The sequence below is a fragment of the Frankia sp. CeD genome (genome assembly GCF_000732115.1).
In the GTDB taxonomy this organism is placed as follows: Bacteria; Actinomycetota; Actinomycetes; order Frankiales; family Frankiaceae; genus Frankia; species Frankia casuarinae.
Window position 1 is genome coordinate 1 of sequence record NZ_JPGU01000029.1, and the last position, 19,446, is coordinate 19,446.

19 protein-coding genes are annotated in these 19,446 nt (G+C 72.2%); 17 read left to right on the plus strand and 2 right to left on the minus strand.

Annotated features, from left to right (window positions below; translation table 11 throughout):
• Positions 1–433: FadR/GntR family transcriptional regulator (locus CED_RS24765; protein WP_035911606.1), on the minus strand; the 433-nt coding region annotated here is incomplete at its 3' end.
• Positions 434–1,158: 725 nt separating this feature from the next.
• Between CED_RS24765 and CED_RS14980 the strand changes: the two genes are divergently transcribed.
• The 13 genes from CED_RS14980 (at position 1,159) to nusB (ending at position 14,291) form a co-directional block, all read left to right on the plus strand.
• Positions 1,159–2,580 (plus strand): replication-associated recombination protein A, encoded by a 1,422-nt coding sequence (locus tag CED_RS14980; RefSeq protein ID WP_049761107.1) that lies wholly within the window; start codon positions 1,159–1,161, stop codon positions 2,578–2,580.
• Between the two features lie 144 nt (positions 2,581–2,724).
• Complete coding sequence (locus CED_RS14985; RefSeq protein WP_011437601.1) at positions 2,725–3,255, plus strand: DUF948 domain-containing protein; 531 nt, start codon at positions 2,725–2,727, stop codon at positions 3,253–3,255.
• The gene (locus CED_RS14990) at positions 3,256–3,630 is read left to right on the plus strand and encodes a hypothetical protein (RefSeq protein WP_035911608.1); all 375 of its coding nucleotides are present in this window, start codon (positions 3,256–3,258) and stop codon (positions 3,628–3,630) included.
• Between the two features lie 123 nt (positions 3,631–3,753).
• A complete protein-coding gene (gene alaS / locus CED_RS14995; protein WP_235187092.1) occupies positions 3,754–6,534 on the plus strand; it encodes an alanine--tRNA ligase in 2,781 nt (926 codons plus the stop codon).
• A complete protein-coding gene (gene ruvX / locus CED_RS15000; RefSeq protein ID WP_063613440.1) occupies positions 6,453–6,989 on the plus strand; it encodes a Holliday junction resolvase RuvX in 537 nt (178 codons plus the stop codon). The genes alaS and ruvX overlap by 82 nt, the downstream gene beginning before the upstream one ends.
• Before the next feature lie 20 nt (positions 6,990–7,009).
• Positions 7,010–8,251, plus strand: coding sequence for an endolytic transglycosylase MltG (gene mltG, locus CED_RS15005; protein WP_035911655.1), 1,242 nt, complete (start codon positions 7,010–7,012; stop codon positions 8,249–8,251).
• Positions 8,252–8,371: 120 nt separating this feature from the next.
• A complete protein-coding gene (locus tag CED_RS15010; protein ID WP_235187093.1) occupies positions 8,372–9,343 on the plus strand; it encodes a shikimate dehydrogenase in 972 nt (323 codons plus the stop codon).
• A 2-nt stretch (positions 9,344–9,345) separates the two neighbouring features.
• The gene (locus CED_RS15015) at positions 9,346–10,011 is read left to right on the plus strand and encodes an A24 family peptidase (RefSeq protein ID WP_023841493.1); all 666 of its coding nucleotides are present in this window, start codon (positions 9,346–9,348) and stop codon (positions 10,009–10,011) included.
• Positions 10,012–10,110: 99 nt separating this feature from the next.
• Positions 10,111–11,295: a chorismate synthase gene (gene aroC / locus CED_RS15020; RefSeq protein ID WP_035911612.1), complete on the plus strand. Its 1,185-nt coding sequence runs from the start codon at positions 10,111–10,113 to the stop codon at positions 11,293–11,295.
• A 42-nt stretch (positions 11,296–11,337) separates the two neighbouring features.
• Positions 11,338–11,943, plus strand: coding sequence for a shikimate kinase (locus tag CED_RS15025; RefSeq protein WP_235187094.1), 606 nt, complete (start codon positions 11,338–11,340; stop codon positions 11,941–11,943).
• A gap of 2 nt (positions 11,944–11,945) precedes the next feature.
• Complete coding sequence (aroB, locus tag CED_RS15030; RefSeq protein WP_011437592.1) at positions 11,946–13,034, plus strand: 3-dehydroquinate synthase; 1,089 nt, start codon at positions 11,946–11,948, stop codon at positions 13,032–13,034.
• 232 nt (positions 13,035–13,266) lie between these two features.
• Positions 13,267–13,830, plus strand: coding sequence for an elongation factor P (gene efp, locus CED_RS15035; protein WP_011437591.1), 564 nt, complete (start codon positions 13,267–13,269; stop codon positions 13,828–13,830).
• A 53-nt stretch (positions 13,831–13,883) separates the two neighbouring features.
• A complete protein-coding gene (nusB, locus tag CED_RS15040) occupies positions 13,884–14,291 on the plus strand; it encodes a transcription antitermination factor NusB (RefSeq protein WP_011437590.1) in 408 nt (135 codons plus the stop codon).
• 179 nt (positions 14,292–14,470) lie between these two features.
• Here the strand turns inward: nusB and CED_RS15045 are convergent, their stop codons facing one another.
• A complete protein-coding gene (locus CED_RS15045; RefSeq protein ID WP_011437589.1) occupies positions 14,471–14,968 on the minus strand; it encodes a transcriptional regulator in 498 nt (165 codons plus the stop codon).
• 427 nt (positions 14,969–15,395) lie between these two features.
• Between CED_RS15045 and pyrR the strand changes: the two genes are divergently transcribed.
• From pyrR to CED_RS15065, 4 genes are all read left to right on the plus strand, one after another.
• The gene (gene pyrR, locus CED_RS15050) at positions 15,396–16,016 is read left to right on the plus strand and encodes a bifunctional pyr operon transcriptional regulator/uracil phosphoribosyltransferase PyrR (protein WP_011437588.1); all 621 of its coding nucleotides are present in this window, start codon (positions 15,396–15,398) and stop codon (positions 16,014–16,016) included.
• Between the two features lie 49 nt (positions 16,017–16,065).
• Positions 16,066–16,989, plus strand: coding sequence for an aspartate carbamoyltransferase catalytic subunit (locus tag CED_RS15055; protein WP_023841496.1), 924 nt, complete (start codon positions 16,066–16,068; stop codon positions 16,987–16,989).
• Positions 16,986–18,362: a dihydroorotase gene (locus tag CED_RS15060; RefSeq protein WP_235187095.1), complete on the plus strand. Its 1,377-nt coding sequence runs from the start codon at positions 16,986–16,988 to the stop codon at positions 18,360–18,362. Before CED_RS15055 ends, CED_RS15060 begins: the two co-directional genes overlap by 4 nt.
• Positions 18,359–19,414 (plus strand): hypothetical protein, encoded by a 1,056-nt coding sequence (locus CED_RS15065; protein ID WP_035911615.1) that lies wholly within the window; start codon positions 18,359–18,361, stop codon positions 19,412–19,414. The genes CED_RS15060 and CED_RS15065 overlap by 4 nt, the downstream gene beginning before the upstream one ends.
• Positions 19,415–19,446: the final 32 nt, after the last annotated feature.

Below are 19,446 nucleotides of genomic sequence, written 5' to 3' on the forward strand. Positions count from 1 at the left end.
GGGTGGGGCGGGAGACGCCGAACTGTTCCATGAGGACGGCTTCGGGGGGTAGGGCGTCGCCTTCTTGGAGTTCGCCGCGGACGATCTGGCGGCGTAGGTGGGCGGCGACGAGTTCGGCGGTCTTGGGGACGCGGACGTGTTGGCCGACGCGGTTGGTGGCTAGCAGGGGGGNGGGTAGGGGGTGGCCGGGGCCGGTGGCGGTGATGCCGCCGATGCCGGGGGTGCCGGTTCGGGTGATTGTCGTGGTGGTGTCCCGGGCGGGGCGCGACTCGCGGTCGTCCGTCTCCCCCGGGCGGGCCAGCCGAACCGGATGCCCGGTCGGCTCGGCTGATGCGATCGGAGCTTCGGGTATCGCGCTGTTCTTGTCGAAGCGGTGCCCGCGTGATGCGGCGGCACGGTTTCCGAGGGCGCGGGGCGGCTGTAGCACGGTCATCGGATGACACCTCTCCGGGGCAGGGTTTCGGTCTCCGGGTGAGCTGGTCGGTTCTGACGGTGTGGTGTGGCTGTGCCGTGGCGAGGGTGGGTTCTGCGGGCACCCGCCCCGGGTGAGGGGCGGTAGCCCGTCGTTGCGATCTGGGCTGGTCAGGGCGATTTCGTAATCCGGCCTGGTTTCGGGCGCGGTTCCGTCCGGAACACCGTGCATTACCACGAAGGCGGCACATGTGCTCAGTCGAGCAGCTGAACGGACTAGCTGAATGATAATACGCGCGCCATTGAGGTCCGGTGTCCGACGTGAACGAAGCGTGGTCTCTCGGGGGATTGTTCCGGATGGCGCGCGGTGCACTACCCGTTCGCCGCGCGTTCCGGCGCATTGGCCGCGTTCCGGTGCATCGGCAATGAAGCTCTGGTGGTCCGAGTGTGGTCGGGGGAATGGGCGTAGGCTTAAGGGCCAATTTAAGACACTTATACCGTTGTATGTAATATGCCTGCTTCGGTGAGCCGCCGTCGGAGGCCGCCGTCTGCCGTGCTCCGGGCTGATCGTGCCTCCCAGCGGTCGTACGACGGTCGTACGGTGAACGGGTGAGCCTGTTCGACGCCGATCTCTCCGATGGTGCCGGGGCTGGTGCCGGGGCGTCCGACGCGTCGGAGGCCGGGACGGCGTCCCGCTCCGCCTCGGGGTTCGCCGCTCTCCGGGATCGGCGTGGCGGCGGTCCGGGGGTGGACCGCGCGGCTCCGCTCGCCGCCCGGCTGCGGCCACGGACCCTGGACGAGGTCGTGGGCCAGCGGCATCTACTCGGGCCGGGAAGCCCGCTGCGCCGGCTGGTCGAGGGGGGCGCAACCACCTCGGTCGTGCTGTGGGGACCGCCCGGCACCGGCAAGACCACGCTGGCGCACATCGTGTCGAGGGCGACCGGGCGACGCTTTCGGGAGTTGTCCGCGGTCACCGCCGGCGTGAAGGATGTCCGCGCCGTCATCGACGAGGCTCGCGAGACGCTGTCAACGTCCGGTGCGCGCACGGTGCTGTTCATCGACGAGGTGCACCGGTTCACCCGGACGCAGCAGGACGCGCTGCTGCCCTCGGTCGAGCGCGGCTGGGTCACTCTGGTCGCCGCCACCACCGAGAACCCCTTCTTCTCCGTGGTCAGCCCCCTGCTGTCCCGGTCGTTGCTGCTGACGCTGGAGCCGCTGACCGACGACGACATCCGCGGGGTGCTGACCCGGGCGCTGCGCGACCCGCGTGGGTACGACGGGCGGCTGTCGGTGTCCGACGAGGCCCGCGAGCACGTGGTCCGCCTTGCCGGAGGTGACGCCCGCCGGGCCCTCACCACCCTGGAGGCCGGGGCCGAGGCGCTGCTCGAAGCCCATGAGTGCGAGTCCGGACCGGGTGGGAAGGCCGGAGCGGGTGCCGATGCCGGGGCAGACGCCGAGGCGTTCGTCAACCCGCGGCCACGGCTCGATCTCGACCTGCTGGAGCGGGCCGTCAACCGAGCCGCAGTGCGCTACGACCGGTCCGGGGACCAGCACTACGACGTGATCAGTGCCTTCATCAAGTCGATGCGGGGCGGCGACGTCGACGCGGCCCTCCACTACCTCGCGCGGATGCTGGAGGCCGGCGAGGATCCCCGGTTCGTCGCCCGGAGGATGATCATCCTTGCCAGTGAGGATATTGGCATGGCCGATCCGGGCGCGCTCGGTGTCGCGGTCGCGGCCAGCCAGGCGCTGGAGTTCGTTGGCCTGCCCGAGGCCCGCCTGGCGCTCGCGCAGGCGGTCATCCACCTGGCGCTGGCGCCCAAGTCGAACGCGGTGATCCGGGCGATCGACGCCGCCACCTCGGATGTTCGTGCCGGGCGGGCCGGACCGGTGCCCGCGCATCTGCGCGACGCCCACTACCGCGGCGCGCGGCGGGTCGGCCACGGCGCGGGCTACCGGTACCCGCACGAGGCCCCCGGCAACGTCGTGCGTCAGCAGTACCCGCCGGACGGGCTGACCTCGACCGACTACTACCAGCCGAGCGGTAACGGCTTCGAGCGCCGCGCGGCCGATCGGGTCCATGAGCTGCGTGGCGTCGTGCGCGGTGACCCACCGCCGTCCCCGGGCTCGTCCCCACCGCCCTCCCCACCGCCCTCCTCGCCGTCCTGACTCCTCTCGTGGGGGCTACCCGTGGCCCCGGTAGCCGTCTCGGTAAGGTCACTCCAGGAGCGTCGGCTGGGTGGCGCCCGCGGCACGGCGGATCGAATCGGGTGGGGTGGGACCGGCCCAACGACGATGGAGGCAGGAGCACATATGTCCGGTGGTGCGGTCGCGGGCCTGATCGCGTCGGGCGCGTTCGCGGTGCTCGTCCTCTTCGGCTGTTACGTCCTGCTCAAGCTCGGTAAGATCTTCGATGAGGCCGCGGCCCGGGTACGTCAGACCGGTCTCGCCCTCGACGAGGGAACCGCCCGGGTCAGGCAGGCCGGCGCGACGGTCGACGAGGTCAATCTGGCGCTCTCGCATGTCAACAAGGAACTCGACCGGGTCGACGCGATCACGGCGAACGTGCAGTCGATCACGACCAACGTCTCCTCGCTGACGTCGTTGTTCGCGGCGACGCTCGGCGGCCCGATGGTGCGCGTCGCGGCGTTCAGCTACGGCGTGCGCAAGGCGGCGGCCAAGCGGACCCGCTCGGAGGTCGAGTCCCGGGTGACGGCCCAGATGAAGGCCGAGAAGGCGGCGCGGCGGCCGGCCGGGCGCGGCGGCCCGCAGCCCGCGGGCGAGAAGACCCCGTCGGTGTCCACGGCCGCCGGCGCGGCGGGCGGGCGTCGGGGAGGCCGGTAGATGTCGAGGNTCTTCTATCTCGCTTTCGGGGCGGCGGCCGGCGTCGTGGTGGTGCGCCAGGTGGCTAAGGCCGCAGCCTCCCTGACACCGACGAGTCTGGCCGGCTCTCTCGTACAGTCGGTACAGGAGTTCCTCGCGGACGTGCGCGAGGCCGCGGCCGAGCGGGAGGAGGAGATCCGTGTCGCGCTCGGCCTCGACGGTGATCCGGACGAAGCGGATCGAGGCGACGAAGCGGATCGAGGCGACGCGGTCGGGGCTGCCCCGCCCCGGGACACCGCGGCGCGGGTCGCCGGCTCCGGCGCGCCGCGTTACCCCGCTGACCTCGACGACGCCGAACGCACGATGCGGCTCGTCCCCGGCGCCCGGCGGCCCTGAGGACTCCCTTGCCCGCGGGCCGGGGGCACCCGCCCTCACCGCAGCCCGGAAGGCGCGCCCGACCACAGCACGCCACCCCGGGANGTCGAACCTCTTCCCACGAGTCTGGACGACGTGAACCCGATGGACACGGCCGAGATCCGTAGCCGCTTTCTCAACCACTTCGCCCGGCGCGGGCACACCGTCGTCCCGAGCGCCTCACTGGTGGCCCAGGATCCGACGTTGCTGCTGGTCAACGCCGGCATGGTGCCTTTCAAGCCCTATTTTCTCGGGGATCTCCCGGCGCCGTGGCCGCGGGCGGCCAGCGTGCAGAAATGTGTCCGGACGGTCGACATCGAGAATGTCGGGCACACCGCGCGGCACGCCTCCTTCTTCCAGATGTGCGGCAACTTCTCGTTCGGCGACTATTTCAAGGCCGAGGCGATCCCGTTCGCCTTCGAGCTGCTCACCGAAGGGTTCGGCTTCAAGGCCGACGACCTGTGGGCGACGGTCNACCTCGACGACGACGAGGCCGAGGGGATCTGGCGCAAGCTGCTGCCCGCCGAGCGCATCCAGCGCCGCGGCAAGGAGGACAACTTCTGGTCGATGGGCGTGCCCGGGCCGTGCGGGCCGTGCAGCGAGATCTACTTCGACCGCGGCTGCGCCTATGGCCGTGAGGGCGGTCCGATCGCGGACGAGGAGCGCTACCTCGAGGTCTGGAACCTCGTCTTCATGCAGTACGAGCGGGGCGAGGGCGCCGGGTACGACTATCCGATCGAGCGTGAGTTGCCGGCCCGCAACATCGACACCGGGATGGGCCTGGAGCGGATGGCGACCATCCTCCAGGGTGTCGACAACCTCTACGAGATCGACATCTCCCGGCCGGTGCTCGACGCCGCCGGCCGGCTGACCGGGCGGCGCTACGGCGCGGNCCCCGCCGATGACGTGCGGTTGCGAGTGATCGCCGACCACACCCGCACCGCCGCGATGCTGATCTCCGACGGCGTCGTCCCCTCCAACGAGGGGCGCGGCTACGTGCTGCGCCGCATGCTGCGCCGGGCGATCCGTAACGCCCGGTTGCTCGGTGCCCACGAGCCGGTGATGAGCGAGCTGTTCGCGGTCGTCGGGTCGGCGATGGGGACGATCTACCCCGAACTGCTCGACAATGCCGAGACGATCACCGGGGTCGCCGTCGCGGAGGAGCAGGCGTTCGCCGAGACGCTGCGCACCGGTACCACGATCTTCGACACCGCGGCGCGCCAGGCCCGATCCCTGGGCTCGACCACGCTGGGCGGCGAGGCGGCCTTCAAGCTGCACGACACCTACGGCTTCCCGATCGACCTGACACTGGAGATGGCCGCTGAGGCGGGCCTTTCCGTTGACGAGGCGGGTTTCCGCCGGCTGATGGACCGCCAGCGGCAGGCCGCGAAGGCGGACCGGGCCGCGCGGCGGATCGGCAACGTCGACCTGTCCGCGTTCCGGCCGATCCTGGCCCGTTCCGGCCCGACGACCTTCACCGGGTACGAGGAGCTCAGCCNGACCTNCGGCGTGGTGGGCCTCGTCGGCATCGCCGACGGCGCGGGGCTGGCGGCGGCGGGGGAGGACACCGAGGTCGGGGTCGTGCTCGACGCGACCCCCTTCTACGCCGAGAGCGGCGGCCAGGAGCCCGACCTCGGTCGGCTGCGTTTCGACGGCGGCGAGGTCGAGGTGCTCGACGTCCAGCGGCCCGTGCCCGACCTGGTCCTGCACCGGGTGCGGGTGCTCGGCGGCGAGCTGCGGCTCGGCGTGGAGGTGTTCGCGGAGGTGGATGCCGATCGTCGCCGCGCGGTGTCCCGGTCGCACACCGCCACCCATCTCGTGCACACCGCGTTCCGTCGCGCGCTGGGCGAGGGCGCGACCCAGGCCGGTTCGCTGAACTCCCCGGGCCGGCTGCGGTTCGACTTCCACGCCCTCGGCGCGGTGCCGCCGTCGGTGCTCGCCGACGTCGAGGACGAGATCAACGAGGTTGCCCTGCGTGACCTGCCGGTGCGGGCTTTCGTAACCACGCAGGAGGAGGCCCGCCGGCTCGGCGCGATGGCGCTGTTCGGCGAGAAGTACGGCGACGCCGTGCGGGTCGTCGACGTGGGCGACTACGCCCGCGAGCTGTGCGGTGGCACGCACGTCGCGAGCTCCGCGCAGCTCGGCGCGGTGAAGCTGCTGTCGGAGGCGTCGATCTCCGCGGGCACCCGCCGAGTCGAGGGGCTGGTCGGCCTCGACGCCTTCCGCTACCTGGCGCGCGAGCATCTCCTGGTGTCGCAGCTGTCCACCGCGCTGAAGGCCCGTCCGGATGAGCTGGTGGACCGGGTCACCGACATCGTCGGCCGGCTGCGCGACGCCGAGCGGGAGCTGGAACGACTGCGGGCCGCCGCGGTACTCGCCGGGGCCGGGGCGCTGGCCGAGGGTGCCGAGGAGGTGGCTGGCGTCGCCGTGGTCNCCGCCGAGGTGCCCGCCGGCACCGCCCCCGACGACGTGCGGCTGCTGGCGCTGGACGTGCGTGGGCGGCTGGCGGGGCGGCCCGCCGTCGTCGCCGTGGCCAAGGCCGACGGGTCGTCGATCGTCGTGGTGACCGACGACGCCGCGCGCGGCCGGGGGCTGCGCGCCGGTGACCTGGTGCGGCAGTCCTGGGCGAGCCTGGGTGGCAAGGGTGGCGGCAAGCCGGACGTGGCCCAGGGCGGCGGGGGGAACCCACAGCTGGTGCCGGCGGTGTTCGCCAGGCTGCGGGGGCTGGTGGCCGAGCACGCCTCGCGGNGAGCGGCTCGGGCTCNCGGCCCGGGGATTCTCGGCCCGGGGATTCTCGGCCCGGGGTGCGGATCGGGGTCGATGTCGGCTCGGTGCGGGTCGGGGTCGCCGCGAGCGACCCGGGCGGCGTGCTCGCGGTTCCGGTGACTACCCTGGCCAGGGACAGACGGGGTAATGCGGACATAGATCAGCTCGTCCTCATCGTCCGGGAGCGGCAGGCTGTAGAGGTCGTGGTCGGCCTGCCCAGACAGATGTCCGGGCAGGAAGGCCGGGCGGTCCGGCTGGTGCGGCAGTACGCCGAGGTACTCGCCGAGCGGATCGCACCCGTCCCCGTGCGTTTTGTGGACGAGCGGCTCACCACGGTTGCGGCTCATCGCAGGATGGCCGAGCGTGGCGTTCGTTCGCGTGCCCGCCGGAGTCTCGTGGATCAGGAGGCAGCCGTGCAGATCCTGCAGCACGACCTGGACAGCCGCCGGGGGAGCGCCGCGCCCGGCGTGATCGGGTGTGCCGCCCCGGCCGCGGGTCCGGACGGCGTGGTCCGGGCTCCGAGAGACGGCCCCCGGGCTCCGGACGGTGTTGTCCCGCCGTCGGACGAGAGGTGACCGGCGGCGACCTCGACGAGATGCTCGACGAGGACCCCTACTCGCGTCGCCGTCGGGCCCGCCAGCGCGGTGATCGTTACTCGGATGAACACTACGCCGATGATCAGTACCCGGACGACCGTGCCGGGGTCGACTGGGACCACCGCGCCTGGGACGACGGCGGCGGCTGGGACGAGCCCGGTCCCGACGGCGGCCGGCGCGGTCGCGCGCTGCCGAAGCTCATCGCGGTGCTTGTCGTGGTCGCCGCCCTGCTGGGACTGGGGATCTACGGGGTGGGGAAGGTCGTCGGGCACATCTCGGCTGGCGAGCCCGCCGACTACTCCGGCTCCGGCGAGGGCATCGCGATGGTCCAGATCCCGGCCGGGGCGAGTACCCGGGAGATCGCCGGGGAGCTNCACGACGCGAACGTGACCGCGAGTGTCGCCGCGTTCGTCAAGGCCGCCACCGCGAATCCGAAGTCGCTGGGCATCCAGCCGGGCACCTACCGTCTGCACACCAGGATGAGCGCCGCCGCGGCGCTCGAGGCCCTGCTCGACCCTGCCTCGTCCGCGCCGTTCAAGTTCGTCATCAAAGAGGGCATGACCGTCCGTGAGGTCCTCACAGCACTGCATGAACGCCTCCCGGGCACGTCGATGGCGGACCTGGAGGCGATCGCGAAGAACCCCGCCCAGCTGGGCCTGCCGTCCTACGCGCCGCCGAACCTGCTGGAAGGCTANCTCTTCCCGTCTACCTACGACCTCGTGCCCGGGGCCACGCCCGAGCAGTTGCTGCGTTCCTTCGTCGACCGCTTCAAGCGGGAGACCGCGGCGATCGATCTGGAGGGCAGGGCCGCCGCGCTCGGGGTCCCGCCGAAGGACATCGTCACCATCGCCTCGATCATCGAGAAGGAGGTGGCCAACCGCGACGAGGGTCCGAAGGTGGCCCGGGTGATCTACAATCGGCTCAGGGACACATCGGGAAGATTTGGCCGGCTCGACATGGACTCGACCACCCGCTACGCCACGGACGGGTACGAGGGGCCGTTGACCAAGGAACAACTCGCCCAGAACAACCCGTACAACACGCGGGCCGTGAAAGGGTTGCCGCCGGGCGCAATCTCCAACCCCGGCGTCTGGGCGCTGCGGTCGGCACTGGAACCGGCCGACGGATCGTGGTTCTATTTCGTCTCCATGCCGCAGAGCAAGGTGACGGTCTTCGCCACCACGGAGCGGGAGTGGGAGCAGGCAGAGGCCCAGTACCGGCGTGAAGGAGGTCGTGAGTAGTGCGAGGGAAGCCGCGAGCATGAGGCCCGCAAGCATGAGGAGGGCCCGGTAGTGCCGGAGATCGTTCCCGCCGGCACTACCCCGGCCCGCCGTCGGCCCCCTGAGTGCCGTCGTCGGCCCATGGAACCGCCGGCGACCGTCGCGGCCACCGCGCCGCCGTCGGGCCCCACCCGCGCCGCCGTGCTCGGGGCACCGGTGGACCATTCGCTCTCCCCGCTGCTGCATGCCGCCGCCTACGCCAAGCTCGGTCTCGCGGTGACGTACACCGCCGTGCACTGCGACGANACCGGGCTCGCCGCGATGCTCACCCGGGTCCGCACGGATCCGGGCTGGGTCGGGCTGTCCCTGACCATGCCGCTCAAGACCGTCGCGCTCGACCTGCTCGACGAGGTGGACGCGACGGCGGCGGTCATCGGCGCCGTCAACACGGTCGTCGTCGGGCCCGCCGGCCGGTTGCGTGGCTACAACACCGACGTGGACGGCATCGGCATGGCGCTGCGCCGGGTGATGCGCGGCGCGGTCCCAGGCCAGCCGCTCGTACTCGGTGCCGGTGGCACGGCCCGCGCCGCGGTCGCGGCGGTCGCCGCGGNGGGCTGCNCCCGCCTCGGCGTCGTCGCCCGCCGGCCCGCCGCCGTGGCGGAGGTGGCGGAGATCGGGTCGCGGCTGGGCGTCGAGGTCACCGCGCTGCCCTGGGAGCTGCTGGCCGCGGGCCTGCCTGCCGGTCCGGATCTGGTCATCTCCACCACGCCCGCCGGCGCGACCGACGGGCTCGCCACCGGACCGTGGCCGCCAGCCTGCCAGCTCGTAGAACTGCTCTATCATCCCTGGCCCACGGCGCTGGCCGCCGCGGCCTACCGGGCCGGTGCCCGGGTCGCAGGTGGCCTGGAGATCCTCGCCGCCCAGGCCGTGGGGCAGGTCGAGCACTTCACCGGGCAGGTGGTTCCCACCAGCGTTCTGCTGGCCGCGGGTCAGGCCGCGCTGGACGAGCGGACGCGGGGGAACAGGCCCCCGGCGGTGGAGGTCGGCGTGCCGGGCGGCCACGGTCTCGCGGGGAGCGGTCCCCGCGGCCGCGGTGGACCTGCCGGCGGATAGCGGTGCCGGGAGTGGTGCCGGGCGGCGCGCTCAGCACGTTGATCGCCCTTCCTGCGCTCGCCGCCCTGCCGTTCGGTCGCCGGATCGTGGCCGGCGTGCCGGCGCTGCCCGGGCAGGCCCCGCACCGGGAGGCGCCCGGGGCGGCGGCGCTCGGTGCCGTGACGGTGCTGGTCGCCGCGGCCGTGACCGTCGCCCTGCACGATCATCCGAGCTGGTTGCCGGCCTATGTGTATCTGGCGGTCGTCGGGGTCTGGCTGGCCGTGATCGATCTTCGGGTGCACCGCCTGCCCGACCATCTGGTACTGCCGTCCTATCCGGTGCTCGCCGGGCTGTTCGGCCTCGCCGCGCTGCTCACCGGCGAGCCCGGCCGTCTGCTGCGCGCCGGGATGGCCGCGGCTGCCGTCTGGGTGATCTTCCTGGGGGTGCATTGCCTGCCGAGGGCGGGGCTCGGGCGCGGGGACGTCAAGGTGTCCGGCCTGCTGGGCGGTGCGCTGGGCTGGCTCGGCTGGCCGAGTGTGGTGTTCGGGCTGTTCGCCGGCATCGTCCTCGGGGGGCTCTGGGCGAGCGCGCTGCTCGTGGCGGGCCGGGTCGGCCGGCATGACCGCATCGCCTACGGTCCCTTTCTGCTCGCCGGGACGCTGCTCGCCGTCCTCGGTCGCGCCGGCTGATCTCGTTTGTCCTACTTGATACTGATAGTTCCGTTTGATTCCGGTTGTCCTGCCTGAGCGCGGTNGTGACAGGGGCGGTGAGCGTGAAAGACTGGGGTCATGGTGCGTTGGCTGACGGCGGGGGNGTCCCATGGTCCCGCCCTGGTGGCGACGGTCGAGGGGCTGCCCGCCGGGATCCGGATGACCAGTTCCGACATCTCCGCCGAGCTGGCCCGCCGCCGGCTCGGGCACGGTCGCGGCGCGCGGATGAGCTTCGAGCGTGACGAGGTCGAGCTGCTCGGTGGAGTCCGCCACGGCGTCACCCTCGGCGGCCCGGTCAGCGTGGTCGTCCGCAACACCGAGTGGCCCAAGTGGGAGCGGGTCATGTCGCCCGACCCGGTCGATCCGGCGGCGCTGGCGGGCCTGGGCCGCGCAGCCCCNCTGACCCNGCCCCNGCCCGGCCACGCCGATCTCGCCGGCATGCAGAAGTACGGGTTCGACGACGCCCGGCCCGTGCTGGAGCGCGCCAGCGCCCGGGAGACCGCCGCGCGGGTCGCGCTCGGCACCGCGGCCAAGGCACTGCTGCGGCAGGCCTACGGCATCGAGGTGATCTCGCATGTCGTCGCGATCGGCGCGGTCGAGGTGCCCCCGGGGGTGCCCGCCCCGACGTCGCTGGCGGCGGTGGACGCGGACCCGGTCCGCTGTGCCGACCAGGCGACCAGCGTGCGGATGGTCGCCGAGATCGACGTGGCCCACGCCGACGCGGACACCCTCGGCGGCATCGTCGAGGTGCTGGCGTACGGCTGCCCGCCCGGGCTCGGCAGCTACGTGCACGGCGACCGGCGCATCGACGCCCGGATCGCGGGCGAGCTGATGGGCATTCAGGCGATCAAGGGCGTCGAGTTCGGGGACGGTTTCACCACCGCGCGGCGGCGGGGTTCCGGGGCGCACGACGAGATCGAGCCGGCCGGTGCCGGCAGCCGGCGGGTGCGGCGGGNGACTGACCGGGCCGGCGGGGTCGAGGGCGGCATGACCACGGGCGAGCCGTTGCGCGTGCGGGTGGCGATGAAGCCGATCTCCTCGCTGACCAGGCCGTTGTCCACGGTGGACGTGTCCACCGGCGAGGCGGCGGTCGCGATCAACCAGCGGTCCGACGTGTGCGCGGTGCCCGCGGCCGGGGTGGTGACGGAGGCGATGGTCGCCCTCGTGCTCGCCGACGCGGCGCTGGAGAAGTTCGGGGGGGACTCGGTGGAGGAGACCCGGCGTAATTACGAGGGGTACCTGAAGTCCCTGGTCATCCGCTGATCGGCGGCGGGAATCGGCAGGCGGCGAAGACAGAGGATCATCGTGGGGGAGCCGGCGACGGACGCGTGGACGGGGCCGATGGCCTGGACGGGGCCGATGGTGGTGCTGGTCGGAGCGCCCGGAGCGGGGAAGACGACGGTGGGCACCCAGCTGGCGCGGCGGTGGGGGGTGGGTTTCCGCGACACCGACGCCGACATCGAGGCGGCGCTCGGCACCACCGTCGCGGACATCTTTCTCGATCATGGTGAGGAGTACTTCCGGCTGGCCGAGCGCCGGGCGGTGGCGGCCGCGCTCGCGGATCACCGGGGGGTCCTGGCCCTTGGCGGGGGAGCGGTGCTCGACGCCGAGAACCGGACCCGGCTGGCCGGGCACCGGGTCGTCTATCTTGAGGTGGGAGTTTCCGACGCGGTGCGGCGGGTGGGCCTCGCCCGGGACCGTCCACTGCTGGTCGAGGGGCCCCGCACGCGGCTCGCCGCCCTGCTCAGGGCGCGCCGGCCGCTCTACGCCGAGGTGGCGACGGTGGTCATCGACACCGCGGGGCACGAGCCGGACGAGGTGACCGACCTGCTGGCGGCGGCCCTGGGCCCGCTGCTCGCGGGGGGCAGCGAACCGGACGAGGCGGCGGACGCCGCGGGGGGCAAACGGTGAGTATGCAGGTGAAGGCCTCCGACATCGTGCGGATCCCGGTACGGCCGGGCGGCGGGCGTCCCTACGACGTCGTGCTCGGGGTGGGCCTGCTCGGCGAGCTCGCCGAGACCGTCGTCGGGCGGACCCGCGCCGCGGTGATCCATCCCGGGGCGTTGCGGGCCACCGCGGACGCCGTCGTCGCCGACCTGCGGGAGAACGCGGGCGTGGAGGCGCACGCCATCGAGGTGCCCGACGGCGAGGAGGCCAAGCAGCTGCGGATCGCCGGCTTCTGCTGGGACGTGCTCGGCCGGATCGGCTTCACCCGGGACGACATGGTGATCGGCCTCGGCGGCGGCACCGTGACAGACCTGGCCGGGTTCGTCGCCGCGAGCTGGCTGCGCGGGGTGGACGTCGTCCAGGTGCCGACCACCGTGCTCGGCATGGTCGACGCGGCGGTCGGCGGGAAGACCGGCATCGACATCGACGCGGGCAAGAACCTGGTCGGGGCCTTCCACCAGCCGCTCGGCGTGCTGTGCGATCTGGCGGCGCTGGAGTCTCTGCCGGCCGTCGAGGTACGCGCCGGGCTCGCCGAGGTCGTCAAGACCGGTTTCATCGCCGACGCGGCGATCCTCGATCTGCTCGACGCCGATCCGACCGGCGCCGCGCATCTGCCCGAGCTGATCGAGCGGTCCATCCGGGTCAAGGCCGAGGTGGTCTCCGGCGATCCGCGGGAGGACGGCCGGCGGGAGATCCTCAACTATGGTCACACCCTCGGTCATGCCATCGAGAAGGTCGAGCACTTCAGCTGGCGGCACGGCGCGGCGATCTCGGTGGGCATGGTGTTCGCGGCGGAGCTGTCCCGGCTCGTCGTCGGCCTCGACGACGCCACCGCCGACCGGCACCGTGAGCTGCTGACCCGCATCGGCCTGCCGGTGACCTACCGGGACGACCGGTGGGCGGCGCTGCTCGACGCGATGCGGGTCGACAAGAAGGCGCGGGGACGGCGGATGCGTTTCGTCGGCCTCGAGGCGCAGGGCCGCACCGTCATCCTGGACAATCCGGACGCTGGCCTGCTGATCGCGGCGTTCACCACTGTCGCCGAGGGTCGGTAGACTCGTCGCGGCGGTTTGTAGGATCGCCGCCACGTCCGCGCCCGGTGTCCGCGCCCGGTGCGTTCGCCCGGTGGCGGGGTCCGGAAGCGGCCTGAGGATGGAAGCGGCCTGGGGATGGCCTGGGGAGCCTGGGGATGGCCTGGGGAGAGAGCACCGCGGTCCTCGCACGAGGGTCCGGGGAACGACCACACCCGCCGTCGGCGTACGGCGATGGAAACGGAGAACGCGCGCAGTGGCGACCACCAACGACCTGAAGAACGGCATGACGCTCGACATCGACGGGGTGTTGTGGAACGTCGTCGGCTTCCAGCACGTCAAGCCGGGTAAGGGTGGGGCGTTCGTCCGCACGACCCTGAAGAACGTGCTCACCGGGAAGGTCGTCGACCGCACCTTCAACGCCGGGGTCAAGGTTGACGTCGCGACCGTCGACCGCCGCGAGATGACCTACCTCTACCGGGACGGTGCCGATTTCGTCTTCATGGACAGCGAGTCCTACGATCAGATCCCGATCCCGCCGGATGTCGTCGGTGGGACGGCCGACTACATGCTGGAAAACACCGTGGCCACCGTCGCGCTACATGACGGCGCCCCGCTCTATGTCGAACTGCCGGCCAGCGTCGAGCTGACCATTTCGCAGACCGACCCGGGGGTGCAGGGCGATCGCTCGACCGGCGGGACGAAGCCGGCCACCCTGGAGACGGGCGCCACCATCAACGTGCCGCTGTTCATCACCAGTGGGGAAAAGGTCAAGGTCGACACGCGTGACGGCCGGTACCTGGGCCGGGTGACGAGCTGAGCGCCAGGTCCAAAGCCCGTAAACGGGCGCTGGACATCCTCTACGAAGCGGACGTGCGCGCGAGCGCCGTGCCGGAGATCCTCGCTGCCCGGCTGGCCCAGTCCGATCCACCGGTGTCGGAATACGCCGTCGAGCTGGTCGAGGGGGTCGTCGAGCGCCGCGGGGAGATCGACGAGCGGATCGCCCGGTACGCCGAGGGTTGGACGTTGGAGCGGATGCCGCCGGTCGACCGCAACATTCTGCGGATTGCCGTGCTGGAACTGCTCTGGCGTCCCGACGTCCCGGATCGGGTCGCCATCGACGAAGCCGTGGAACTGGCGAAGAACCTCTCCACCCACCGGTCGCCGGCGTTTGTCAACGGGCTGCTCGCGAGTCTGGTCGAGGGAAAGGGCCTGGCCACCCCGGCCGAGTCGACCGGACGGGGATCGGCGGTGGATTCAATTCCCGGCCAGCCGTCGTAGCGGCGGTCCACCGGGGTTGCCCGGTTGCCGGGAGGGAACCGGGATCGGCGTTCCCGGTACGTCGCCCAGGCGACGTACCGGGTCCTTCCCCGGATACGTGTGCCGCGGGTGGCGCGGATGCGAGCCGGCGGATTGTGGTACCGGTATCGCGGTACCGGTACCGCGATACCGGAGCGAGGCTAGACGTCGGTCGCCGCGGCGTCCGCGCCCTGCTCCGGAGACAGCACGCCCCAAGAGACGAGCTGCTCGGTGAGCTTGCTCGGCGAGGTGTCGTAGATCACCGCGAGCGAGCGCAGGTCCTCGTACCGGATCGAGAGCACCCGGCCGTTGTAGTCGCCGCGCTGGCTCTGAATGGTCGCCGCGTACCGGGCGAGCGGACCACCCTGCTCCTTGGGAACCTGGGAGAGACGCTCGAGGTCGAGAACGATCCGAGGAGACTGCTCCAGCGGAGCGACGGTGGAACCCTCGGGAAGAAGCTCCCCCACCGGAACGCCGTAGAACTCCGCGAGCTCGGAGAGGCGCTGCACGGTGACGGCGCGGTCCCCACGTTCGTAGGAACCCACGACGACGGCTTTCCACCGACCGTGCGACTTCTCCTCGACGCCATGAAGCGAGAGCCCCTGCTGGGTGCGTATCGCGCGCAGCCGAGCACCGAGCGCCTTCGCATAGTCGGACATCGGAGTGCCCACTCCTGTCGTGGTCGATCAGTTGGAACCGGGGCTCGTGCCGCCGGCGGTTACCGATAGTAGTGCCCGCCGGGNTGACGCTCGACACCCGGGGGGNCGTGTCGCCTCTTTCTTTNTACCACTTTCTGTAGCCCTCTGGTTGCGCCCTACGCCTGAGCGGTGGGAACTTCCGGATGCCGCCACCGCTGTGGCGACGGCATCGAACCCAGTGACAAGTAGTGACAACATGATGCTGCGTGGTTGGCGCGGCAATAACGTCCCGCGCTGTCCGGACCGGTGGGCGACCCGTCGTCGCGCCGGGCGCCAGGGGCGTCGGCGTCCGGCGGCGAGATCCTCACACGTCCTGAGGGCCCTGGTAACGTCGCTGGGACCACTCCTTTAAGGACCGTCCCGTGAGGCGGGGAAGGAGGGATGCCGCGTGGCCCCGGCTGCCGCGAGCGACCCCGCATCGCGCCGTCCCGGCACCGCCCGGGCAGTACTGTCCGCAGACGACATCACCCGGATCGTCAGCCGGATGGCGCATCAGATTCTCGAGAAGACCTCCGGTGGCGCCGGGGTCGTCCTGCTCGGAGTACCCACCCGAGGGGTACCCCTTGCGCACCGGCTGGCACAGCGGGTGCAGGCCGTCGAGGGGGTGCGTCTCCCGGTTGGCTCCCTTGACCCGACCATGTACCGCGACGATCTGCGACTGCGCGGCGTGCGTCCCCTCGAGGTGACCGACATTCCCGAGGGTGGTGTCGACGGCCGCGTGGTGATCCTCGTCGACGACGTCCTCTACTCCGGGCGCACGGTGCGGGCGGCGCTGGACGCCTTGGCCGCCTACGGCCGGCCGCGTGCCGTCCAGCTCGCGGTCCTGGTCGACCGGGGCCATCGCGAGCTGCCGATCCGCGCCGACTACGTCGGGAAGAACATGCCGACCTCGCGCCGGGAGTCGGTGGCAGTCCGGCTGCGGGAGATCGACGGCGCCGACGGCGTGCTGATCCTNTCGGCCGCCGGGGGGGACGGCGCCGACGACGCGCCCCCCGGGAACCAGCCATGATCGGGGGAAGTGCCGTGTGGGGAGCACAAGCCGGGTTCGGGGGACGGGCGTGAACCGCCATCTCCTGTCGACTGAGGATCTCGACCGGGACGACGCGCTGCTGGTGCTGGACACCGCCGAACGGATGGCGCGGGTCGCCGAGGCGTCGGTGCGCAAACTGCCGACCCTGCGGGGCCGCACCGTCGTCAACCTGTTCTTCGAGGACTCCACCCGCACCCGTACGTCCTTCGAGGTAGCCGCCAAGAGACTGTCGGCCGATGTGATCAATTTTTCGGCGCGCGGGTCAAGCGTGTCGAAGGGCGAAAGTCTGAAGGACACGGCGCAGACCCTTGAGGCGATGGGTGCCGACGCCGTGGTCTGCCGGCATGCCGCGAGTGGCGCGCCGCACCGACTGGCCTCCTGGGTACGCGGCAGCGTGGTGAACGCGGGAGACGGCACTCACGAGCACCCGACCCAGGCCCTGCTCGACGCCTTCACCATGCGCCGCCGGCTCGGCCGGATCGACGGCCTCGCCGTCACCATCGTCGGCGACGTGCTGCATTCCCGGGTGGCGCGATCGAACGTGTGGCTGCTCGCCACGCTGGGCGCGACGGTGACCGTCGTGGCCCCGCCGACGTTGGTGCCCCTCGGAATCTCCTCGTGGCCGGTCGAGGTGTCGTACAACCTCGACGCCGTGCTGCCCAAGAGCGACGTGGTGATGATGCTGCGGGTCCAGCGGGAGCGGATGTCCGCGGCCTTCTTCCCGACCGAACGGGAGTACAGCCGGCGCTACGGGCTGGATGCCGACCGGGCGGAGATGTTGCCCGACCACGCCCTGGTGATGCATCCCGGCCCGATGGTACGCGGGATGGAGATCGCCTCTCGGGTCGCCGACTCCGCCCGGTCGACAGTCGTGGAACAGGTTGCGAACGGGGTGAGCGTGCGGATGGCCGTGCTGTACCTGCTGCTGGGTGGTTCCGGGGAGGTCTCATGACGACGCCCGCGGCGGAAACGTCGGAGGAAACGCCGGTGGGGAGGTCGGCGGGGACCTCCTGGGTCCTGCGGCGGGNCCGCCCGCTCGGCGGGGACCCCGTCGACGTCGTCCTCGCGGACGGGGTGGTGGCCGCCTGGCGACCGGCCGGCTCCACGCACGCCGGGGCCGGGGGACTGCCCGCCGGCACCACCGTGCTGGACACGGACGGGCTGATCCTGCTCCCCGGCCTGGTCGACCTGCACACCCACCTGCGGGAACCCGGCCGGGAGGACGCCGAGACGGTCGCCTCCGGCACCCGCGCCGCGGCCCTCGGTGGCTACACCACCGTGTTCGCGATGGCGAACACCAATCCGGTCGCCGACACCGCGGGGGTCGTCGAGCAGGTGTGGCGGCTCGGCCTGGACGCGGGTCACTGCGATGTCCGGCCGGTCGGCGCGGTCACCGTCGGACTTGCCGGCGAGCGGCTCGCCGAACTCGGCGCCATGGCCTCCTCCGCGGCGGGCGTGCGGGTCTTCTCCGACGACGGGCACTGCGTGTCGGACGCGCTGCTCATGCGCCGGGCGCTGGAGTACGTCAAGGCGTTCGACGGGGTGATCGCCCAGCATGCGCAGGAACCGCGGCTGACCGAGAACGCCCAGATGAACGAGGGCACGGTGGCTGCCAGGCTGGGGCTGCCGGGGTGGCCCGCGGTCGCCGAGGAGGCGATCATCGCCCGGGACGCGCTGCTGGCCGGGCACGTCGGCTCCCGACTGCACGTCTGTCACGTCTCCACCGCCGGATCGGTAGAGATCATCCGGTGGGCCAAGGCGAAGGGCTGGAACGTCACCGCCGAGGTGNCCCCGCACCACCTGCTGCTCANNGANNNCCTGGTCTGCTCGTTCGACCCGGTCTACAAGGTCAACCCGCCGCTGCGCACCGCCGAGGACGTCGCCGCGCTGCGCGCCGGGCTCGCCGACGGCACGATCGACTGCGTCGCCACCGACCACGCTCCGCACGCGCTGGAGGACAAGGAGACGGAGTGGGCCGCCGCGCGTCCCGGCATGCTCGGTCTCGAGACGGCGCTGTCGGTGGTCATCGAGACGATGGTCATCCCGGGCCGGCTGGACTGGGCCGGGGTCGCCGAGCGGATGGCACTGGCCCCGGCAAGGATCGGTGGCCTGCCGCGAACCGCGGCCGAGGTGTGGAGTTCCATAGCAGTGGGCGCGCCCGCGACCGTCACCCTGCTTGACCCGGCGCCGTGGCGGATGGTCGAGCCGGACGCGCTCGCCAGCCGCAGCCGCAACACGCCCTATGCGGGCCGGTCGCTGCCGGGAACGATCCGCGCCACGTTCCTGCGGGGACGGCCCACCGTGCTCGACGGGAAGATCGTATGACTGTTTCGCGCGCCGCCCTGTCGGCCGCCGGGCCCGCCGTCGCCCTGGACCGGGCGCCGGATCGCCTGGGGCTGCACCTGCTTCTCCTGCTTGGCCTGTTGCTGGTGTTCGTCGCGGCGGTCGGTTCGATGCGACGGGCGTGGCGCAACCGGGCCGAGCGTCAGGAGGAGGACCTTCCCGAGCTGCCCGTCCCGCCGGCGGAACCAGGCACGGTGTTCGCCGCTCCGCTGCGCGGGATGTACCTCGGCACCGTCGACGCCGGGCACTGGCTGGAATGGATCGCCGCCCGCGGGCTGGGCGGGCGGGCCGGCGGCTACGTCAGCGTGTACGAGACCGGGGTGCGGGTGGACCGCCCCGGCGAGGCGTTCTGGATCCCGCGCGAGGCCGTCCGCGGTGCCCGCCTGGAGCGGGCGCACGCCGGCAAGGTCTCCGCCCCCGGGCGTCTGATCGTCATCGCGTGGTCGTTCGGCGGGCACGAGTTGGAGACCGGTTTCCGCGGTGAGGACCGTGCCCGCCAGCCCAAGGTGGTGCGCGCCGTCCACGACCTGATCGGCCCCCCGCCCGCGCATCTGGCACCGGGCGACGTCACCTCGCCGCACGCGGTACCGCGGATCCGCCCGCGGATCCGGCCCCGGGCCGTCGCGCCCGGCCCCGGGCCGGTGGGCCGGTCCGGGCAGCGGCCGGGTTCCGGACAACCGACCGAGGAGATGCCGGCGATCCGGACCGGCCCTCGGCTGCGTTCCCGGGGGGAGCGGGCCCAGGCCCGCGGCGAGCGGGCGGTGCCCGCCGACCGGCGGCTCTACGCGGAGCGGTGGCGCTCGGACCAGCGACTCCCCGATCGGCGACACCAGGATGAGGGTCACCCCGACCCGCGCCGCTCCGACCCGCGCCACCCCGAGCGGCGTCATCCCGATCAGTGGCCGGCGGATCCGGAATCGGACCCCGGGTGGGTGGACCCGGGACAGCTTGATCAGTCTGACCCCGGCTGGTCGTCGGTCGACCCGTTGACCTCACCGCTCGGTGAGGTCAACAGGCTGAAGGAGGATCGGTGAGCACTCCCACCACGACGCCGACGCGAGCGGTC

Excerpts from the sequence above, each read along its gene's own strand:
- CED_RS14985 (WP_011437601.1), top strand. The coding sequence starts at position 2,725 with ATGTCCGGTGGTGCGGTCGCGGGCCTGATCGCGTCGGGCGCGTTCGCG.
- aroB (WP_011437592.1), top strand. The coding sequence starts at position 11,946 with ATGCAGGTGAAGGCCTCCGACATCGTGCGGATCCCGGTACGGCCGGGC.
- CED_RS15045 (WP_011437589.1), bottom strand. The coding sequence starts at position 14,968 with ATGTCCGACTATGCGAAGGCGCTCGGTGCTCGGCTGCGCGCGATACGC.
- CED_RS15065 (WP_035911615.1), top strand. The coding sequence starts at position 18,359 with ATGACTGTTTCGCGCGCCGCCCTGTCGGCCGCCGGGCCCGCCGTCGCC.